The following is a 20,961-nucleotide window of genomic DNA, read 5'->3' on the forward strand; positions in this document are numbered from 1 at the left end:
GCGCCCTGTGAAAGCCAATCACCTCGCTCACAAGTTCAGTTTAGGGCTGCCGGATCGAACCCCAGTCGGTACCAAGAGGAGCAACCAACACGAAGTACGGAAGCTCGGGCAAACGGTCGGCACGCGAGTGCGGGCCGCTGACGGATCGCTGATTGGTCCTCTGTCCCCGATGCCCATGAGGGCGGGGTTCACCGGGAGCTGCCATGCTTTCAGCCGTCACCATTTCACTCGTACCAGAAGCCCGCGGTGGGCCGTTCGTGTACTGGGACTCACTCGCCGACGGGTGCCGCGAGGCCGCGGAGCGCGGGTTCGACGCGGTCGAGGTGTTCCCCCCGGGGGCGGACGCGATCGATCCCCGCGAACTCCGCACCCTGCTCGACGATCACGGGCTTTCGCTCGCCGCGGTGGGCACGGGTGCCGGGTGGGTGAAGCACAAACTCTCACTGACGAGTCCGGACAGCGCGGTACGCGAAAAGGCGCTCGCGTTCATCCGCTCGATCATGGACCTCGCCGCGCAGTTCGATGCCCCCGCGATCATCGGCTCGATGCAGGGGCGGTGGGGCGACGGCGTCACGAAGCCGGAAGCGCTCCGGCACCTCGGTCACGCACTCTTCAAACTGGACACGCACGCCGCCGATCTCGGCACGGTGCTCCTCTACGAACCCCTGAACCGCTACGAAACGAACCTCATTAACACCCTGGGCGACGCGGTCACGCTGCTCACCGGGATCGGCTCGGAGCACGTGAAGATCCTCGCCGACCTGTACCACATGAACATCGAGGAAGCGAACCTCGCCGACGCGATCCGCAACGCCGGGCCGCGCATCGGGCACGTTCACTTCGCGGACTCGAACCGCCGCGCTGCCGGGTTGGGGCACACGAACTTCCTACCCGTGATCTCGGCGCTGGTCGAAATCGGCTACGCGGGCTACCTGTCGGCCGAAGTGCTCCCGCTCCCGGACTCGGACACCGCGGCGCGCCAAACCATCGCCACCTTCCGCCAGATCGTGGGGTAGCATTGGCATTTCAATTTCGTGGCACCGGCCTCTGGCCGGTGGAGGCGCGTTACCGGCCAGAGGCCGGTGCCACGAACAAAAAACACGCCCTCACAAAGAACATCCTGGTCGACCAAGCGCTTACCCAGTCCCCACCACTCGCCTACTACCGTCTGCTCGGGCCAAATTCACGCGCGCGGACGCTCTAAAACTTGAGCCAAAACGCTTGACGCCTTCCAAAAGCGGAGTTATAGCCGCCCCGCTTTCTCAAACACTCTCTACGCGGGGCAAGACGCCCTAGGAGACGGGAGCCGGGGCCGCTGGGGCGGTTTTCGGCGCTCGTGCCGGCACCCACTGGTGGGGAATCTCACTAGTAGCGGGGGCTATTGTGCCGGCTCGACCCGTTGTCCAGCGCGGGGGCAAAGGAGGCCATTGGTGTTCCAGGAAAAGAAGTGGAACTGGAAGCGGGTGGCGGCCAACCTGCTGCTGGTGCCGGTGCTGACCGGGGGGACGGTCGCCATCGTTCACGCCCAGTTCGGCGGCAAGGACAAGGGCGCGATGCCGACGATGCCGAGCGCGTCGTCCGGTCCGGCCCGGTCCGCGACCGGGGCCAAGAGCGGGACCGCAACCAGCGATCCGAAGCAGATCTTGAAGGACGGCCGCAAGGCGCTCGACGAGGGCCGGTTCGCGGACGCCCGCGACCTCGCGATGGCGGCCGAGGCCAACAACCCGGGCGGCAAGTGGGGGCTGTTCGACGACACGCCCAACTCGCTCCGCAAGGACATCGAGTCCGCCCAGGCCAAGGCCAATAAGATCCAGTCCGAACAGTTGATGAAGCAGGCGAAGGTGACGGCCGCGAAGCCGGCCGCCAACGACGCCGAGCGCGCCTACAACCTCGACACCGCGCTCCAGATGGCCCGCAAAGCGGACCAACTGCACGGACCTTCCTACTCGACTTGGGACATGGGCGACCGGCCCGACAAGTTGGTCAAGGAGCTCCAGGCGGCCCGAACCAAGCTGAAGAACGTCCCCGCGACCCCGGCGCCCACCGCGGTCGCCGGCGCGCCGACGAACAAGCCGTTCGCGAACACGCTGCCGCCCGCCGGCACGGACGCGAAGAAGCAGAGCGCCGCGAAGCTCGTGAACGAGGGGCGCGCGCTCGCCGACCAGGGCAACTTCGTCGCGGCGAAGGCCAAGTACACCGAGGCCGACAAGATCGGGGCCGCCTTCGGCGCGGGCGAGTTCAGCCCGGGCTTCGCGCTCCAGGATCTGAACACCCGGGGCACCGCGGCCATCGACAAGATGATCCGCGAGTCGCAGACCTACACCGCGCAGGGCGACTACGCGAAGGCGAACGCGGCCCTCACCAACGCGACCGGGGTCGCGGCCACGCTCGGCCTGTTCCCGAGGCCGGTGGTCGAGGCGAAGCACGCCCTCTGGACCGCGTCGAGCGGCAAGTTCGGCTCGCCCGCGCCGAGCGGGATGGTCGCGGCCGGTGGCCCGGAGTACCTCGTTCCGGCCGGCCCGGTCGGGGGCACCGCGCCCGCGGTCCCGCCCGGCACGCAGACCGTATACAGCCCCACCAAGCCCGGTCCGACCGGGACCGGAACGGTGACCGGGCGCCAACTGCTCGACCAGGCGGCGATCGAGTTCAAAGCCAGCCAGTTCGACACGGCCGAGAAGCTCGCGCTCCAGGCACACAACCTGGGCGGCGTGCAGGACGAGGCCCGGGGCCTGCTCAACAGCATCGCCTCCGAAAAGCTCGCGCTGAAGCAGCGGACGGCCGCGGCCACCGTGGAGAACGCGAAGGGGTCGTTCAAGAACCGCGACTACCAGCAGACCTTCGACGTGCTCGTGCTCGTCGACGGGAACCTGCTGACGGCCGACCTGCGCACCGCGCGCACCGAGATGATGACCGCGTGCAAGGCCGAACTCGACAAGACCGGCGGCATCGCGACCGCGGGCGGCATCCAGCCGCCGGACATGGGAACGGTGCCGGCCGCTCCGACGACGGGCGCACCGGGTACGAACCCGCCGGGCACCGCCCGGGTGACCACGGACGCGCCGGTTTCGCAGGCCGACGCGCTCAAGAAGGTCCAGTTCCAGAAGCTCCGCAGTGAGGGGCTGAAGGTCCAGACCGACGCGCAGGCCGCGTTCGGGCGCGGTGAGACCGATCTCGCCATGACCACGCTCATGGACTACTCGAACAAGGTCCGCGCCTCGGGCCTGGACGCTTCGAGTGTCACGCTCCTGTTGCGCCCGGTCGAGGGCCGGCTGGACACGTTCCGGCTGATGAAGGGCCAGATCGACGCCAGTGCCCGGCTGAGCCAGGAAAAGAAAGAGGCGAAGGAACTCATCGCCGGGCGCGGGATCGCCGAGGAGGAGCGGAAGAAGGAAGTCGCGTCGCTCGTCCGCCGGTACAACGACCTGCTCAAGAAGAACGACTACGCGATGGCCGAACGGGTGGCGCTGCAGGCCAAGCAGCTCGACCCGGACGACCCCGCGGTGAGCGCCCTGTACGAGTCCGCCAAGCTGCACCGGCGCGTGAAAGAGGCCGAGCAGATCAAGTCCGAGCGCGAGAAGTTCTTCCTCGCGGGGATGAACGACAACGACCGGATGGGGCCGCTCGTCACCACCGACGACCCGATCTCGGTGCAACTGCGGGCGTCCCAGCGGGCCAGCCTCCGCGGGTCCGGCGACAACAGCTACATCCGCAGCCGCACGCCCGAGGCCTACGAGATCGAGCTGCGGCTCGACAAGCCGGTGACGGTCGAGTTCCGGCAGACCCCGCTCGACCAGGCGATCAAGAACCTGCAGACGCTGACCGGCGCCCCGATCTGGCTCGACGTGACGTCGCTCCAGTCGGAGCACATCAGCGAAGTTCAACTGACGAACTTCGACGTGGGCACCCCGATCGCCGCCCGCAACGTGCTCTCGTGCATCCTCGAGCCGGCCGGCCTGAGCTACGTGATCGAGAACAACGTGGTGAAGATCACCACCACGAAGAAGGCCAAGGGGCGCCAGTACACGAAGGTGTTCTCGGTCGCCGACCTCGTGACCGCGGTGCCGAACTTCGCGCTGCCCGACTACGCGAACTTCGACAAGATGATCAACCGCACGCCGCTCAACAGCGGGCAGGTGGTGATGTCGGGCCTGACCCCCGGGGCCGGCGGCGCGACGCCGTTCGCCCCGGCCGGTGGGCTGGGCGGGGCCAAACGGCCAGCCTCGCGACCGGGGCCGCGGCCACCACGCCGGGCATCCAGGGCGCGACCCCGTTCGCGGGCGGCGGCAGCAGCCTGCAAACGACCAGCCCGCTGGGCGCGTCGTCCAACGTGGTGAACGGCAGCAGCACGAAGCACGAGCAGCTCATCAAGCTGATCACCAGCATGGTGCGCCCGTACTCGTGGGACGGCCAGGGCGGGAACGGGAAGGTCGAGTTCTTCGACATCGGTAGCGCGCTGGTGGTGAACCAGACGGCCGACGTGATCGCGGAAGTGTCGGACCTGCTGGAGTCCCTGCGCCGGCTCCAGGACCTCGCGATCGCGGTCGAGGTGCGCATCGTGTCGCTGTCCGAGTCGTTCTTCGAGCGGATGGGGGTCGACTTCTCGGTCAACATCAAGACGAACACGACGAAGTTCGAGCCGTCGCTGACGAGCGGGACGTTCCGCCCGACCCCGTACATCAACGACATCAACACCACCGGGACGACCCTCGGGCTGACGCCGGCCGGGACGTTCACCCCGGACCTGGACGTGCCGATCCGGGCCACGAGCTTCCAGCGCGCCATTCCGGGCTTCGGGAACTACCCGAACACGCCGGGCAACAACGGCGGCGTCTCGCTGGGCCTCGCGTTCCTGAACGACATCCAGGTGTACACGTTCATGGAAATGGCCCAGGGCGACCAGCGGGCCAACATCATGCAGGCCCCGAAGCTGACGCTGTTCAACGGCCAGACCGCGACCCTGACGGTGAGCAACACGCAGTTCTTCGTGACCGGCATGCAGGTGCTCTCCGTGAACGGACAGATCGTGTTCATCCCGCAGAACACGCTGCTGCCCGGCCCGGGCGACTTCAACCAGGGCGGGTCGACCAGCATCAGCATCCAGGCCGTGGTGTCCGCCGACCGCCGGTTCGTTCGGTTGAACCTGCCGGTGAACCTGGCGGCCCAGTCGGGTGCGGCGGTGCCCCTGTTCCCGGTCACCACGTTCATCACGCCGGTGTTCGAGGGCGGGAGCCAGGGCCAGCCGATCCCGTTCACCCAGTTCCTCCAGCAGCCCGCGTTCACCAACCTGAACATCCAGACGACCGTGGTCTGTCCGGACGGCGGGACGGTGCTCCTGGGCGGGTTGAAGACGCTGCGTGAGAGCCGCAACGAGTTCGGCCCCCCGTTCCTGAGCAAGATCCCGTACCTGAACCGGTTGTTCAAGAACGTGGGCGTGGGGCGCGACAGCACGCACATCATGATCATGGTGACGCCGCGCATCATCATCAACTCGGAAGAGGAGATCATCCAAACCGAGGGCCAGTTGCCCGGGGGCGGCACCCCCACCGCCCGGTAAGTAACGTGGCGGTGTGACAACCCAATGGCCCGCGAGCAGCGCTCGCGGGCCGCTTTTGTTTCGCGACCGCGCCGGGCGCGGGCCACACGGTTCCCGGTGCGTTCGGTTCGCGGTACTGTTATGGTGGTGTGGCGCCGGCCCGGGCGCCGGGCCGAGAGACAACAGACACATCCGGAGTTCGCGATATGCCCGCGCCGAAATTCCTGTCCGGGTTGCCCAAACCGGTCTTGTTCGGGCTGTACGGGGCCATCGGCGGACTGCTCGGCGCGCTCTTACTCGGCGAACCCATCATGTCGGCGCTCGGGCCGAAACAAGCCCAGGCCGCGCCTCCTCCAGCACCCGAACCGCGACTCGCGGTCAGCGTTTCGGACCGGCTCCAGGTGTACCAGGGGGGCACTAACAAGCTGCTCGTGCAGATCGTGCGGGACGCTTTCGATGACGACGTGGCACTCCGCGTCGACGACCTGCCACCGGGCCTCACGGCGCGCGAAACCGTCATCCCCGCGGGCAAAACCGCGGGCGAAATCGAGCTGCGGGCCGCGCTCACGACGAAAGCCGAACTCGGCACCGAACACAAGGGCCTGAAAGTCACCGCGTCCGCGCGCCCGGGAGGGAAAGTCGTCACCGAGGCGACCACGTTCACCCTCACGCCGCTCGTTTCCGCGCCACCGGAAGCGGACATCGTGTTCGTGCTCGATGTCACCGGCAGTATGCAGAACCAGATCAACGGCCTGAAAGACGGCATCGTCACGTTCGCGAACGCTCTGCGTGCGGCCAAGGTGGACGCGCGGTTCGGGTGCCTCGCCTTCCGCGATTTGACCCAGGGCGAACCGAGCCAGATCCTCAAATTCAAAGGCGCGCAATTTACGGACGACGCGGTCGCGTTCAGCAACGAGGTCGCGCGCCTGAACGCCCGCGGGGGCGGCGACGACCCCGAGACCAGCCTGGAAGCGATCATCGAGGCGGCCGGTTACGACTTCCGTAAGGGCGCGACGCGGAGCCTCGTTCTGATCACCGACGCGGCCCCCAAGACCCGCGGCGTGAGCGTTCAGAAGACCGCGAGCACATTGGGCGACAAGAAAATCGATCTGCTTCACTTGGTCATCAACTCCCCCGGACGGGCTCAGTACCAGGAAGTGCAACTCGGCGCGCTCGGCGTCCCCGCGGAGAAGGGCGTGGACCGCGGTAAAGAGTTCGATCTGGCAAAGACCGCGGGCGACTCCGCGGCGTTCACCAACGTGCTGCTCCCGGAAATGACAAAGGCCATCGTCGCGGCAGCGGAGGCGAAACCTGCTGCGCGCCCGGAACTAGCCAAGCAAGAAATCGTGAAGCCCGAACTGAAGACGGTGAAGGCCGTGCAGTCGGATCAGACTTACGACCGGAGTTCGATCGGGCAGCTCGTTCTCGCGGTTGGTGCATGGACCGGGTCCATCGCCGGACTCGTGTGCTTGTTCTTGCTCGGTGGGCAGACTCACTACTTACGCGGCGGGCTGCCGTCGGTGGGCGGCATTGTGGCAAGCCTCGTTGGGGGTATCGTGGCGGGGGCAGCCGGCGGTGCGGCCGGCCAGGGCCTGTTCCTGCTCGCCCCCGGAAACAAAGAGCTTACGATCGTCTTCCAGGTTCTGAGTTGGGCGCTGCTCGGCGGGTTGGCGGGCGCGGGGTTATCGATGTTCGTACCCAACCTGAAGACCGGCTACGGCTTGGTGGGCGGCGCATTGGGTGGGGCACTCGGCGCGGGCGGGTACATTGTGGTCACCGCTTCGGCGGGGGCACAACTCGGTCGACTCGCGGGCGGGTTGGCTCTGGGATTGTGTATCGGGCTGATGGTCGCGGTGGTGGAAACCGCGTTCCGGCGCGCGTGGATCGAGGTGCGGTACGGCCCGCGCGAGATGGTGACCGTGAACCTCGGCGCCGAACCGGTGAAAGTCGGTGGCGACGCACGGGCTTGTACCGTCTGGGCACGCGGTGCGGCCGACATCGCACTCCGGTATTTCATTCGCGACGGGAAAGTGATCTGCACCGACATTCTGGCCCGCGAAGAGTCCGCCGTGAGCGACGGCGACACGCGCACCGCGGGGAAAGTGACGATCGTGGTGCGAACGAGCACCGTGGCCGCACCCGTTCCGGCCTCAAGTCCCACACCACCCGCGCCGAGCGTTCAACCCGCGGCGAAATCGACACTCGACGCCGTGGCGCCGATGCCCGCGCCGCCCGCACCCGTGCAGCCGACGAAGCCGATCGCTGTATCGCCGCAATCCGCCCCGAGCGCGCGACCGTCCGCGCCAACTGCTCCGCCCCCTCCGCGCGCGACCGATGCGTGCCCCACGTGCGGGCGCAAAAACCCGGGGCGCCCCGGTGCGCGTTACTGCGTGGTTTGCGACCAGACGTATTAAGTCGCGGTGGGCTGGATGACTATGGATGGAGGACGTGAGCCGGGGAATAGGCCGTATAGCAGCAGTTCTACCAAGTACGCACAAATTTTGAGGACTTGGATGGCTTCATCGATCGAGTGCCCCGACGGTGCAGAACCGCGGGAAGAAGTAACTGGTAGCGGATGCGATTTCCAAGCGAGGGCAATCGCAAAAGCGTAAATACCGAACGCACCAAACAGAAGCCAGTGTGTTTGTCGTTGTTCGGTCACGGCACGGCCTCAAATTTCGGATTGGCGGGCCGCTCGTTTGATCCCTTTGAAGTGCTGATATTCCCGGGTTTGTGGGAGCCCGAACCGCACCGGGATCGGCACCGTCTGTTTCACGGGTTCGGGACGCAGCGCGAGGATCGGTTATGGCGCACTCACCTCCATCGGCGAACGGGCTTCCGCGAGCGACGTGGGCGCACCTGCCCGAAGACCGGTTGCTCGCGCAGTGCGAGGTGGACACGTACCGCGCGAGCGGTCCCGGCGGGCAGAAGCGCAACAAAACCAGTTCCGCCGTTCGGTTACGGCACCTGCCCACGGGGTTGATCGTCATCGCCGAAGAGAGCCGGTCGCAGCACGAAAACAAGGCAAAAGCACTGAAACGTCTCTGGCACGCGCTGTTCCTCGAACTCCGTGACCCGTTACCGGCTAACCTCACGCCCGACACGGTCGCCGCGTTGCCCGATTACGCCGGCGCTCGCAACGGCGACGGCCGGCTGAACATGAGCGCGAAAGACCCGCGCTTTTGGCCCGCGGTCGGGGTCATTCTGGACGTGTTGGTTGTCGTTGAGGCCCGCGTCGCGGACGCGGCCGTGTTGCTCGGGGTCTCGACCGGTAACTTGATCGACTTCCTCCAAACCGATCCAAAAGTCTGGCAGGAAGCCAACCGGCTCCGCACCGTCGCCGGGCACAAGGCGCTCCGGTAGATTCTGGGACCGGCGCCCCACTTCACGAATCGCTGGGACCGGCGCCCATCAACGATCAAGTCGACGCGGTGCGCAGCAGATCGAGCGCCCAGCACCCCCGCACGTGCTCGTTCGGGCGCCGCAAGTGCGCGAGGATCTCCGCATCCGTGCAGCCGGCTTCTTCGAGTGCGTCGGCCAGCACGGGCAAGTCGCTGAAATTGTTCGTTTGGTAGATACGATCCGCGATTTGAGGCACCGTGCCGTTGTTCCACTTCAGCCACAGCAGATCAATGTGAACGGGGCGGAACGGGTTACCAAAAATCTCGCGCAGCAGGTCCGCCTGTTGCGCACGAGCCGCTTCCCATTTTGGTCCTTCGCCTCGGTTAGTGTCGGCTTCCGCGTTCGCTGCGCTCCACGACCCGTTCCACGCGGCGCTCGATGCGTCTGTACTGAGGCAGTTCACGGCCGAAGTCGCGCCCGCGTCTCGCGCAACTCGCTCGCATTTTTTCTTCAGTCCCCTGCGCTCTTCGTCCGTCACTTTGCCGTCCGCGAACTGTTCGGCCGCTTCGACGGCCCGTCGGAAGCGCTCACCGGGTATCAAGTGCCATATGCGACGAGCACACGCAAACAACCGAAGTTTGCGGTCGTGATCTTCGCACTCGTCGAGCATCGGTTTGGGATCGGCGCACGTCTCCCACTGGTCGGCCGTGAGAACCACACCACCGAATCGCAAGCGCTCGACGTTGAAACGCCCGCAACAGATTTCGAGGAAGTTACCGGCAATTCGCGGTGATTCATGTGGATCGAAGTCGAGCGCCCCGGCACCAGCGCAAATGATGGGGTACTCGCCGTGTACATCGGGTGGTTCGCGCATATCGAACAGGTACATGACTCCGCCGCCGTTGAACGCGAACGGCACGACCAGCGGCATGTACTGAGGCACGTTGTAACAGATCAGGAACTCGCGGAGCCCGGTGCCCCACATTTGGAAAAGGCGTTTCCCGTTCTGGAACGAGCCACCGTTGGAATACCGAACGAACGACAGGTACGAGGGCGGAATCGGGCGGTCCGCGGGCATCACCCACGCGGCCGGATCAAACGGCTCCCACGTCGCGTACTGTGGATCAGTCGGCAACCACGGATTGCGCTGAGTACCGTTAACGCGCGCGATCTCGTCTGCCGTAAGCGGCACGCCAAAGGTTGCAACGAACTCCGCGATTTCGGCTTCTGTCGCACCTTTCTTCGGCGTCGCGTGCTCGAATACCGTGGACCAGTCGATCACGAACTGCTCCCCAAATAAAACTCGCGGTGGGGGTGATCTCTTGGATCACCCCCACCGCGAGCATACCCTCCCCGCGTTCACGTCACGAGCGCGTTACTCCGCTTTCACGGTGCCCGCGAAGTCCTTGAGGGCCTTCTCGTGCTTCGCGAGTTCGACCTTCAGTTCTTTGAGGCGCGCCCGGCGCTTCTCGATCTCCGTTTCCTGGTCGTCGAACTTCTTCAGGTAGCGCTTGAACGCTTCCGATTCCTTCGGCGTCCGCTCGATGTTCTTGCGGATGCGGTCCTGGTCGTCCGCGATCTCCTTCAGCAACTCTTGCTCGTCCGCGATCCCCTTCTGAGCCTCGTCCACTTTTTCACGCAACTCGATCAGTTTCGTGAACACTTCACGAACGGCGGGCTTCGCCTCTTTCAGTGACGCATAGCGGAGCAGGGCATCGCGGCTCGTCTCGGTCAGCCCGTACACGTCCACGGCCGGAGATTCTTCCGTGACTTCGAGTGTGACCAGGGCACCGGCTTTTACGACCGAATCGAACCGGTAGAAGCTCCGCGTTTGGTCATCGGCCTTGGCCGGGGTGACGAGCTTCCAGCCCGAGTGCTTGGGGTGCTCGACGATTACCGTCCGGTCCTGCGGGTTCCGGTTGCGAATCTGGTACGTTGTGACCCGCTTCAACCCGGCCCGCATGACCAGTTTGCCATCGGCAACTGCCACAGTGAGCAGCGTGCGCTTGGTTTCGCTCGGCTCCGCAACGACTTCGGTGCCGAGGTCGATGGCATAACTCACGAGCCGAGTTTCGCCCGGCTTGATGTCCGGCAACCGTGCGTCGCCCGCGAACGTGCCGCCGTCGAACACCGTGACCGGCCCCTGCGCAAGGTGAAGCTTGGTCTTGTTGACGAGCTTCAGCCCGAGCAGCGGATGTTTGGCGAGTGTGGCCGCGTTGAAGATACTCACGCGCGAGCTCTCGACCGCTTCGTTCACGAGCGGCACGAGCGCGGACTTCTGCTTCGCGAGCGTGATCGGTTCGTCGATGGTGTACTCGAACATGTCACCCAGTGCGCCGTCGGCCACGGCGAGCGCTCCGGCTCGCTTGTCGAGCGGGTCTTTCACAGTGGTCATCGGCGGGCGATCGTTTTCAACGGGCGTCGGGTTCCCGCGCAGGCGGTTGACGTACTCCGAGTAGGTGAGCCGGTCGCCGTAGAGCGTGCGCAGGTTCGGGCGCGGGACGCGCTGCGGGTACGTGCCGTAATGACCCGTGAAGCCGCCTTGAAGCCCGAACTGACCGCCGAGGTTCCCGATCTGGCCGACCTGACCGACCTGACCACCCTGGATACCAACGACACCACCGCCAAACCCGCCCCCACCGAACCCCCCGGCGACATTCGTCGGGTTACCGGTAGCGTTACCCATCGCAACGCCACCCATGTTCGCAGTGGGGTTCAGCCCGCCCTGGTACATCGGCGGGCGCAGCGACGCGAACAGGTCCGGTTCGACCATCGGGCGCGGGACGAAGAGCGGGTCGTACAGGTCCATCTGGAACGACATCGGGCGCCCCGCGACGAGTCCCACTTTCACGTTGGTCCAGTCCTCGTCGGTCGTGTTCTCGATGGTCGCCCATCCCTGAACGCGGGTCGCGCCCTTTTCGTCCACGCTGAGGCGATAACTCGGCTTCCACAACGGCGCCTCGTTGACGTAGCCCACCGCGACCTTGCGCTTGCCGTTCCCGCTGAACACCACGGACACGGCCTTCTTGTTGTCGCCGCGCGCAGACGCGAGCATCTCCAGCGCCTTCTTGAATTCGGCCTGGAGTTCGGGGCGCACGAGTTTGATCTTCTTGAGTTGCTTCAACTCGACCGTTTGCAGCCCGTCCTCGGTGAGGAGGTTGAGGATCTCGCCCGGGTCCGGTCCCGTCGCGGGCACCGCGGGGCGCTCGACGCTGACGATCTGCCCGACGGTGACCACACCGGTCTTGTCCGCGACCTCGACCTTCTCGCCGCGGACCTGGTGCATGAGCTGGCCCATCGTCGGGTTCTCGGTCACATCCACCGCGAACCCCTTGAGCGTGATGTCGAGCGGCATCCGGTTGTCGTAAGTCACCGCGCGGACCTTCCCGCCGTCCTTGTCCGTGAGGACGAGGCTCTTGAGCAGGTCGTTCACGTCGCCTTCGTCGAACCGCAAGTCGAGCCGCCCGTCGCCGGTTACGTCTCCCTCGCGGTGAAAGTACGCGACGCCCGCGCTGAACATCACGACCCGCGTGATGGGGAGGTTAACGGGGGGCGACTGTTTCGCGTCCGCGCCTGCGGTCATCTTGGCGGCGGGTTGTTTGGGTGCGGGTTGTTGGGGTGGCTGTTTCGTATCGGGCTGATTATCGCCGCGAGCGAGCGGCGCCAGGGCCATGAGACCGAACGTCAGTCCGACGATCGGTACGAGGTGAGAGGGGCGCATCGCGCAAGTCCTGGGGTGTGAGAAAGGAACACGAGTCCGACGCGATAGTAACGGCGGACCGGCACGGGCGTTGGCTGGCTTGGCAAAAGGATGTACGAACGCGCGACTCGGTGCGCAGAGGCGCGGAACGTGGCTTCAGAGAACGCGACGAGAGGGGCAACTTGCGCGACAAACGCGGAAATATTTTTCGATTCACCACCACCGGCGAACCCGCTCGCAAGGGCGGCAGGCGCGGCGTTTGCAAGTACCCGCCGCCCTTGCGGGCGGGGTTCACGAGACTCGGGCCTCACTTCCCCTCCGTAATCATCGCCCGGAGCACCTTGTAGTCCGTTTTGCCCGTACCGAGCACCGGGAGTTTCTCCAGTTGCTTCACGTCGTCGAGGCGCATCACCCCGCGATGCCCCTCGCTCTGGAGAAGCGAGTTCGCGTCGCGGAGCGCGAGCGGCTCCGTGGTGAACAGCACGATCCGGCGCCCGTCGGGGGTCTCCACGCCCTCCACCGCGACACGCGGTCCCTGGTCCGTGGGCGGGTATTTCTTCGCGAACGGCTCCTCCAACGCGGGAAGCGAAATCATCTCGCCGCCCGCTTTCAGGAAGCGCTTCAACCGCCCATGAAACATGATTTCACCGGTCTCGTCGATCGCCGCGAGGTCACCGGTGATGTACCACTGTTTGCCGTTGATCTCCTCGAACGGCGGCGGGCCGTCGTGTCCGATGTACCCCCCAAACACGTTCGGCCCCGCGACGTGCAGCATCCCCATCTGCCCCTGTGGGAGTACGGCTTTCGTCTCCAGATCGGTTACGCACACTTCAACGCACGCGAGCGGCGGACCGATCGTACCGCGGTGCGGTCGGCCGGGGCGCGTAACCGATACCACCGGGGCACATTCCGTGATGCCGTAACCTTCGAGAACTTCGGCGTGCGGGGCGGCTTGCTTCGCCTTCTCGAAGAGCGCCGGCGACGCCTTCTCTGCGCCGACAACAATCGTCCGGAGCGAATCGAGTTCGCCCGGCTTGGCGCGGTCGAAGATGTAGCTCATGAACGTGGGAGTACCGGCAGCGAGCGTTGTTTTGTACGCGGCGACTTTGCGTGCCAGTGCGCCCGAGTCGGTCGGGTCCGGGTGGTGAACGACTCGAACACCGACGAACAGTGGTAGTAAGCCGGTAATGGTCAGTCCAAAGCTGTGGAACATCGGCAGGAACCCGAGCACCGAGTTCTTCCGGTCGACCTGAAGCGCGTCGAGACAGCCGCGCTGGTCGGAGATGATGTTCCGGTGCGTGAGCGGCACGGCCTTCGGCGCCTTCTCGCTGCCGCTCGTGAACAGTATGACCGCAGGCCGATTCGGGTCGTCCGAGATGCGCTTCAGGAGCGAAGTCTTCACCCAGTTGCCGAAGTAGCGCGTCGAAAGCAATCTGCGGAGCAAACCGAGTTTGCCCAGCGTAGCGCGCACGTCTTCCAGGAAGACGAACTGCGTCCCCGGAACCTGAACGTGGGTGCGATCGACGAACGCCTTCGACGTGACGACGTGCGTGAGGTTCATCAGCTTCGCGGCGTGCGCGAGGTTGTTGGGACCGGTGGTCCAGTTCAGCATCACCGGTAACTTCCCGGCGAGGTGCAGCCCCAGGAACGCGAGGTCGCACGCGACGGCCGCGGGGAGCATGAGCCCCACGTTCGGCGCCTCGATCGCGCGGAACCGGTCGGACATGGCCCACGCACCGACGATGAACTTCTCGTAAGTGACCCCGCCCGCGAGGTCGTCCGCGGCGATCACCTGGCTGCGCCGCGCAACGGCCTGGTTCAAGAACGCGGCGCTGATCGTGTCACCGAGAATCGCGAGCGGCGCGTAGTCCGCGGGCGGATCGAACCACCCCGCGGGCGGCGGCTTCGGCGGCGCGTTTTGAGTCAGCCCTTCCGCCAGCGCCCACAGCCCGCCCACCGTGGTCGGTACCGCGTCGCTACTGAACCCGAACCGCTGCTCCACGGTGAGCGCCACGTCCATCGCGTCGAGACTGTCCATCCCGAGCTGGTTAAAGGTCGCTTCGGCCGTATTTTCATCGGGTGCGAGCGGGCGCTTAATTTTTTCTTCGATGAACTGCGCCACCGCGCTCTTCGTTTCGGGCTTCACTTTCGAGAGATCGAACTCCGGCGCGGCCGCGACCGGTGGCGGGTACTTGTGCGTGCGCGGGCCGAACAGGAAGTGCCGTGGAACGAACGTCGGCTCCTCGCGCGGCACGTCCGCGTTGTACCACGCTTCGAGCCACTTGTTGATGAGTTCGCGCTTCGGCTCGGGTCGCTGATCCGGGGTGAACGCTTCGAGCGTAACTGTAACGTGGCGGCGCGGGGCGAGGACGAACAGATTCGCGGCCCACAATCCCAAGCCGCGGGCGAAGGCGCTCATCAGGGATAACTCGCCATCGGCCCAACTGAACATGCTGCCCCAGAGTCCGCGCGTGCGTGCGAGCACCACGGTCGCGTTCGGTACCGCCGCGAGCACGTCCGCGGCCGTGCGCGCCCCGCCCAGGTACTCGGCCCCGTCGCGCGAGAGCCGGCCGCTCGGCCACAAAATCACGTTCTCGCCCGCGCGCAGCGACGCGATCACTTCGCCCACGGCGGCCTCCGCGCGCTGCTTGTCTTCGGCGCTGGCCTTCACGATGTCCGGCATTTTGATGCCGCGGAGCAGCCACGCGATCGGCGCGAACAGCGGGCTTTTGAAATTCGATTCGAGCAGCAGTGGGCGGGATTGGAAGATCGCCCACATCCGCACGAGCAGGTTCGGCGGGTCGGTGTATGCCGGGTGGTTGGGCATGATGAGGTACGGTCCGGGGCGCTTCAAAACGGCCTCGGTCCCCACCACCTTCACCTTGTAGCGCAGCGAGAGTAGTACCCGCAGCACGGCCCACGCCGCCCACCGTATCGCCCACAACATCGGCATCTCCTGGCGGCCCGGTCGTTCCACGTCCGAAATCGGTCCCCGGAAGCCCGGAACGATCGAACTCGAACGTCGCACCGCAGATAGGCTATTGACACTCCGCTCCGCGGGTGGGAACGTGAGCGAGCTTGGTTCATTTCACGAGGGCGGGCACCATGCACGTTATCGCAATCGCACTGGCGGTGATCGGCGCCCTCGGCTCGACAAGTATCGGGCGCGCCGGCGACGACCACAAGGAACTCGTCGTCGGTGTCTGGGAGATCGCGTACAGCGACGCGAAGGACGTTCCCATCGGCACCAGGCTGGAGTTCACGAAAGACGGCAAGATGAATCGAATCGTGAAGGCGGACGGTAAAGAGGTGGTCCGAAACGACGGCGGGTACACGGTGGAGAAGGACGTCATCACGCTCACCGGCTCCGACGGCAAGAAGAACGACAAGGGGCGCATTTGCCTGCTCAACAAGACGTCGTTCGTCATTAACGACGAAGCCGAAGACAAGGTCATGATCCTGAAGCGCGTGAAAGCCAAATAGCGGAAGAACCTGTGCTTCCTCCCCTTCCCTTTAGGGAGGGGGCCGGGGGGTAGGTCCGACTTACATATTCGCACTCTGACCCACCTTCCACCATGAACCGCCGCGACCTCTTCCGCGTGTCCGCCCTCAGCGCCTTGGGCGGAAGCCTCCCTCTCTCCCTTGCTCGGAGCGCGGATCAGCCGCTCGGGGCGGACGAGATGATTCACAAGTACCTCGCGGCCGAGACGAAACGCATCTCCGCGAAGTTCATGGACGGGGCCAAGTCCAAAGCGGAATGGGAAAAGATCCGCCCGCGACTGAAGCGCGAGTTCCTCGACATGCTGGGGCTCGACCCGCTACCCGAGAAAACACCGCTCAAAGCAACCGTCACCGGTTCACTCGAACGCGGCGACGTGGTCATCGAGAAGTTACACTACCAGAGCAAACCGGGGCTGTACGTCACCGCAAACCTGTACCGCCCGAAGTCCGTGAACCCCGATCGCAAGGACGGGGGTGGCACGAAGCTCCCCGCAATCCTCTACGTGTGCGGGCACAGCGGCCGCGGGCGCGACGGCAACAAGACCGCGTTCCAGGACCACGGGATGTGGTTCGCGTCGAACGGCTACGTGTGCCTGATCGTCGACACGCTCCAACTCGGCGAGATCGCGGGCAAGCACCACGGCACGTACAACCTGAACCGCTTCTGGTGGCACTCCCGGGGCTATACCCCCGCCGGCGTCGAGTGCTGGAACGGCATTCGCGGCATCGATTACTTGTGTTCGCTGCCTTATGTCGACGCGGACAAGATCGGCGTGACCGGGATCAGTGGCGGAGGGGCGACGACCAACTGGGTCGCCGCGGCCGACGACCGCGTGAAGGTCGCGGTGCCCGTATCCGGTGTGAGCGACCTGGAGTGCTACGTCACGGATCAGGTCATCAACGGGCACTGCGACTGCATGTTCTTCCACAACATTTATCAGTGGGAGTGGACCACCGCACTCGCATTGTTCGCCCCGAAGCCACTGCTGTTCGCGAACAGCGACGACGACAAGATCTTCCCGATGTCGGGCAACAAGCGGATCATCGAGCGGTTGCGGACGTGCTACGCGATGTTCGGCGCGAAGGAGAACGTGGACGAACACGTCTCGAAGGGCGGGCACGACTATCGGCCCGATTTGCGCATCGCGATCTTCGCGTTCTTCCACAAGCACCTGAAGGGAGATAAGGCGCCCATTAAGGACGCCGACTTCCCGAAGATCGAAGGAAAAGAGCTTCGTGCGTTCGCGGACGACAAAGACATCCCCAAGGACGCGATCAACGCGACCGCGGACGAAACGTTCGCGCCCGTTGCGAAGGTGACGTTACCCACGGAGAAGAACTTCGGGACGTGGAAAATCGATTTGTTGAAACAACTGAAAGAGAAGACGTTCCGCCACCTGCCGCCCCCGACCAAGATGCTTGAAGGGCACAGTGGAAAAGGTGAGGACGAGTACCGCACAGAGGCAAACATCTCGTTCCCCGTTTACATCAAAAGCAAGGGCGGCGACAAACAGATTACGCTCGTGGTGTTGAATCCGGACGAAGGTCACCGGAAGGAAACTGAGTTCTGGACCAAGCGGTACCCGGACGATTCCCAAGTCACGATCCACCCGCGCGGTGGCGGACCGAAGCAGTGGGCGAAGAAGAACCCTCCGAACACTGTGGAGCGCTCGCTCGTGCTGCTAGGGCAAACGGTCGATTCCGGGCGCGTGTGGGATGTGCTGGCGACTGCCGCCATGAGACTGGACGGAAAACTGCGCGCGGTGGGTAAGGGACCGGCCGGCATCCTGGCGGGGTTCGCAGCGCTTTTCAACCATCTGAGCAAGGAGAAAGAGTGCCTCATTATTGACGAGGTGGTGATCGTTGACCCGCCCGTTTCGCACCGCGACGGGCCGCACTTCCTGAACGTGATGCGGGTGCTTGACATCCCGGAGGCACTCGGGCTGCTCGCGCCCGAGGTGAAGCTCACACTGATCGGCAAGAACGCGAAGGACAAGGCGTTCGACCGCACCGCGGCGATCTTCGCGGCGGCCGGGGCGAAGGACAAATTCAAACAGGAGTGACCCTGGGACCGCGGGCGTCCCGCCCAATGGCACTTAATATGGTACTGATTAGTATCTCGTAATGGTCGTGTTTGCGGGGGTACCGTGATGTTCACAACGGCGAGCGCACGGGACTTGTTCCGTCGGTTGCTATCCCCGGAGCTCCTCGACAGCTTCCGGCCCCTGTCCTCGACCACCGTGTACACACCGTACATCGTGGTCTGGTTGTTCGTGTTCCAGCGCCTCCGCGCCAACGCCTCGCTCGCCGACGCGGTCGCCGAGTTCCTCACCCAATTCCCGGCACCCGGGGCGCGCGCGTCGGCCAACACCGGGGCCTACAGCCAGGCCCGAACGCGACTGGACGTCGCACTCGCGCGCACCGTGGCCGACCACGTGACCGCGGCGCTGCTGGAACCCGCGCCCGCGCGCCGCGTCTTCATTCTCGACGGGACCACACTTCAACTGACCCACACGCCCGAGCTGTGTGCCGCGTTCCCGCCCGCCTCGAACCAACACGGGGCATCCCACTGGCCCATTCTCCACCTGCTCGTGGCCCACGAACTGAACACCGGGTTGGCCCTGCGCCCCGAGTTCGGACCCATGTACGGTCCCGAGGCACTCAGCGAACTGGCCCTGGCCCGGCGCATGATCCCGCGCCTGCCCTCCGGTGCGCTGGTTCTGGCCGACCGCAACTTCGGGGTGTTCGCGGTGGCACACGCGGCCCAGTCGAGCGGGCGCGGGGTGCTGGTGCGGCTCACCGAGGCCCGGTTCCGCGCGATGCGCAAGAGCGCCCGGTTGGAAGAACCGGGGCGCTGGGCGCTAACCTGGGATCCGACCCCGTGGGAGCGCAAGAGTCACGGGCTGGGGGCGGATGCACGGGTGACGGGCTGGTTGCACGAGGTGCGGGTAAGCCCGGAATTGACCCTGTGGCTGTTCGCCACGTGCTCGGATCCGGGGCACGCGCTGGGCGCGCTGTACCGGCGCCGGTTGGACGTGGAGACGGACATCCGCAACGTGAAGCAGACACTGGCGATGGACCGGCTCACGAGCAAGGGCGCGTCGATGGTGGAGAAGGAGTTGGTATTGGGGGTGCTCGCGTACAACCTCGTGAACCAGGTTCGTCGCTTGGCCGCGGGGCGCGCGGGTGTGGAGCCCCGTCGGCTGGGTTTCGCGGGCGTGTGGAGCTTGGTCCAGGCGCTGTTGAGCGCCGTGGCCGAGAGCACTTCGGACGAGGACTGGGAAGAGCAATTCGAGCGCCTGTTGGGTTGGGCCGCGCAACGAAAGTTGCCGCGCCGAGCGGGTCCGCGCAGTCACCCGCGCACCATCATCCCCAAACGATCACGCTACCCCAAACGCAAACCAAATGCGACGATCGCACTAACGTAATATTAAGTGCCATTGGGCGTCCCGCCCGCACCACCCACAAACCACGGCTTCACTTCGTACTCACGTACCAAAGCAAGCCCAAAAGAGCGGGCAAGATGCCCGCGGTCCCAGGGGCAGAACAATTCTGCATTTTCGCTCAAGTTCCCTTGCGGTCCCGGCGCGCGGTGTTATAAGCCGCGTCGCAATCACGCAAACATGCGGAGGGGACCGGAATGAAGCTCCTAGCGAGCGATCGGCGGCGCCAATTGGTCCGGGGGCTGGCATTCGCTGGCGTTGCCGCCGCGGGATACGTGTTCGGAATCACCAGCGACCGGGCCACGGCCCAGCAGCCGACGGGCGCGGTTCGGCCGAACGCCACCGGGGGGCTGCCGGGAACGCCCGGGCTGCTGCCGTTGTCGAAGGGTACCGCGCAGCCCGAGTCGGGCCGCCAGCTCGCGGCACAAATCTACGGCGACGTGCCGGTCACCCGTGAAGAGTTGGGCGAGTTCCTCATCGCACGCGGTGGGCACGAGAAGCTCGAACTGCTCGTGAACAAGAAGATCATCGAGACCGAGGCCGCGCGCCGTGGGCTGACCGTCACGTCGATCGAAGTACAGGCCGCGCTGAACGAAGAAATGCGCGGGCTGGGTATCACCCGGGCCGACTTCGTCAAGCACATCCTGCCGCGCTACGGCAAGACGCTATTCGAGTGGGTCGAGGACGTCATCAAGCCGCGCCTGCTCTTGACCAAGATGTGCCAGGACCGCGTGAAGATCGCGGACGAAGACCTGAGCCGGGCGTTCGAGAACCGCTTCGGCGAGCGCCGGCAGGCGAAGGTGATCTGCTGGAGCAAGGAAGACCTGCGTGCGGCTCAAAAGCAATGGGCCGAAGCCCGTAAGGGCGACGCGGAGTTCGACAGCATCGCAACGAAGCAAGCCGAACCGACCCTGGCCGCCGCTGCTGGGATGGTCGCCCCCATCGGCCGGTACTCCGAAGCCACCGACACGAGTATCGAGAAGGCGCTATTTAGCCTCAAGATCGGCGAGATCAGCCAACTGTTCGATACGCCGTCCGGCATCATGTGCGTCAAGCTCATGAAAGTCATCCCGCCCGACGAGACGGCGAAGCTCGATGACAAGATGAAGGAAGTGCTCCGTAAGGAACAGTTCGCGAAGCGCATCGAACTGGAAATCCCGAAGTGCTTCACCGAACTGAAGGCCCAAGCCAAGCCGGTCATCTACCTGAAGGGCGCCCCGACCCCGGCCGAGTTCCGTGAGGGCGTCGAGAACATCGTCAACCAGGCCGGTGGGGTTCCGAACGTTCCCACGCCGGTTGTGCCGGCCGCCGGGTCCGGATTGCTGCCCCGAGCGGATGTACCCCCGGCTCCCGGTGGGGCTGCTCCCGCGGTGCCGACACCGGGCGCGCCGGCCCCCGCAGCGCCGGTGCCGATGAAGCCGTAAGTAAGCGTAAAAGCTAGA

Annotated in this window: 11 protein-coding genes and 1 pseudogene; 9 read left to right on the plus strand and 3 right to left on the minus strand. The window is 65.2% G+C overall.

The window, feature by feature from the left end; genetic code table 11:
- The first annotated feature begins 203 nt into the window (after nucleotides 1-203).
- From VT84_RS35505 to VT84_RS42615, 5 genes and pseudogenes are all read left to right on the plus strand, one after another.
- Nucleotides 204-1,016, plus strand: coding sequence for a sugar phosphate isomerase/epimerase family protein (locus VT84_RS35505; RefSeq protein ID WP_082842845.1), 813 nt, complete (start codon nucleotides 204-206; stop codon nucleotides 1,014-1,016).
- A gap of 414 nt (nucleotides 1,017-1,430) precedes the next feature.
- Nucleotides 1,431-4,334, plus strand: a complete 2,904-nt coding sequence (locus tag VT84_RS35510) for a hypothetical protein (RefSeq protein WP_082842846.1) — start codon at nucleotides 1,431-1,433, stop codon at nucleotides 4,332-4,334.
- The gene (locus tag VT84_RS35515; protein WP_082842847.1) at nucleotides 4,328-5,554 is read left to right on the plus strand and encodes a type II secretion system protein GspD; all 1,227 of its coding nucleotides are present in this window, start codon (nucleotides 4,328-4,330) and stop codon (nucleotides 5,552-5,554) included. The genes VT84_RS35510 and VT84_RS35515 overlap by 7 nt, the downstream gene beginning before the upstream one ends.
- Nucleotides 5,555-5,739: 185 nt before the next feature.
- Nucleotides 5,740-7,947 carry a vWA domain-containing protein gene (locus VT84_RS35520; RefSeq protein ID WP_082842848.1) on the plus strand — a complete coding sequence of 736 codons (2,208 nt, stop codon included), beginning with the start codon at nucleotides 5,740-5,742 and terminating at the stop codon, nucleotides 7,945-7,947.
- A gap of 475 nt (nucleotides 7,948-8,422) precedes the next feature.
- Nucleotides 8,423-8,593, plus strand: a pseudogene (locus VT84_RS42615) (peptide chain release factor family protein); the annotation flags it as partial.
- A gap of 358 nt (nucleotides 8,594-8,951) precedes the next feature.
- Here the strand turns inward: VT84_RS42615 and VT84_RS40375 are convergent.
- The 3 genes from VT84_RS40375 to VT84_RS35540 all read right to left on the minus strand — a co-directional run bounded on the left by VT84_RS40375 (nucleotide 8,952) and on the right by VT84_RS35540 (nucleotide 15,522).
- Complete coding sequence (locus VT84_RS40375; RefSeq protein WP_204249682.1) at nucleotides 8,952-10,157, minus strand: SMI1/KNR4 family protein; 1,206 nt, start codon at nucleotides 10,155-10,157, stop codon at nucleotides 8,952-8,954.
- Nucleotides 10,158-10,250: 93 nt separating this feature from the next.
- Complete coding sequence (locus VT84_RS35535) at nucleotides 10,251-12,596, minus strand: hypothetical protein (RefSeq protein WP_082842850.1); 2,346 nt, start codon at nucleotides 12,594-12,596, stop codon at nucleotides 10,251-10,253.
- A 286-nt stretch (nucleotides 12,597-12,882) separates the two neighbouring features.
- Nucleotides 12,883-15,522 carry an AMP-binding protein gene (locus VT84_RS35540; RefSeq protein ID WP_162271953.1) on the minus strand — a complete coding sequence of 880 codons (2,640 nt, stop codon included), beginning with the start codon at nucleotides 15,520-15,522 and terminating at the stop codon, nucleotides 12,883-12,885.
- Between the two features lie 158 nt (nucleotides 15,523-15,680).
- Between VT84_RS35540 and VT84_RS35545 the strand changes: the two genes are divergently transcribed.
- The 4 genes from VT84_RS35545 to VT84_RS35560 all read left to right on the plus strand — a co-directional run bounded on the left by VT84_RS35545 (nucleotide 15,681) and on the right by VT84_RS35560 (nucleotide 20,943).
- On the plus strand, nucleotides 15,681-16,058 hold the full coding sequence (locus VT84_RS35545; RefSeq protein WP_052550151.1) for a hypothetical protein: 378 nt from the start codon (nucleotides 15,681-15,683) through the stop codon (nucleotides 16,056-16,058).
- A 92-nt stretch (nucleotides 16,059-16,150) separates the two neighbouring features.
- A complete protein-coding gene (locus VT84_RS35550; RefSeq protein WP_082842852.1) occupies nucleotides 16,151-18,139 on the plus strand; it encodes an alpha/beta hydrolase family protein in 1,989 nt (662 codons plus the stop codon).
- Between the two features lie 87 nt (nucleotides 18,140-18,226).
- On the plus strand, nucleotides 18,227-19,504 hold the full coding sequence (locus VT84_RS35555; protein ID WP_082842853.1) for an IS4 family transposase: 1,278 nt from the start codon (nucleotides 18,227-18,229) through the stop codon (nucleotides 19,502-19,504).
- 212 nt (nucleotides 19,505-19,716) lie between these two features.
- Nucleotides 19,717-20,943, plus strand: a complete 1,227-nt coding sequence (locus tag VT84_RS35560; RefSeq protein ID WP_082842854.1) for a peptidyl-prolyl cis-trans isomerase — start codon at nucleotides 19,717-19,719, stop codon at nucleotides 20,941-20,943.
- Nucleotides 20,944-20,961: the final 18 nt, after the last annotated feature.

The sequence above is a fragment of the Gemmata sp. SH-PL17 genome, assembly GCF_001610855.1.
Taxonomy (GTDB): domain Bacteria; phylum Planctomycetota; class Planctomycetia; order Gemmatales; family Gemmataceae; genus Gemmata; species Gemmata massiliana.

Coding starts and splice junctions, on each gene's coding strand:
- VT84_RS35555 (WP_082842853.1), top strand. CDS start 18,227: ATGTTCACAACGGCGAGCGCACGGGACTTGTTCCGTCGGTTGCTATCC.
- VT84_RS35520 (WP_082842848.1), top strand. CDS start 5,740: ATGCCCGCGCCGAAATTCCTGTCCGGGTTGCCCAAACCGGTCTTGTTC.
- VT84_RS35545 (WP_052550151.1), top strand. CDS start 15,681: ATGCACGTTATCGCAATCGCACTGGCGGTGATCGGCGCCCTCGGCTCG.
- VT84_RS35550 (WP_082842852.1), top strand. CDS start 16,151: ATGAACCGCCGCGACCTCTTCCGCGTGTCCGCCCTCAGCGCCTTGGGC.
- VT84_RS35540 (WP_162271953.1), bottom strand. CDS start 15,522: ATGTTGTGGGCGATACGGTGGGCGGCGTGGGCCGTGCTGCGGGTACTA.
- VT84_RS35505 (WP_082842845.1), top strand. CDS start 204: ATGCTTTCAGCCGTCACCATTTCACTCGTACCAGAAGCCCGCGGTGGG.
- VT84_RS35560 (WP_082842854.1), top strand. CDS start 19,717: ATGAAGCTCCTAGCGAGCGATCGGCGGCGCCAATTGGTCCGGGGGCTG.
- VT84_RS35535 (WP_082842850.1), bottom strand. CDS start 12,596: ATGCGCCCCTCTCACCTCGTACCGATCGTCGGACTGACGTTCGGTCTC.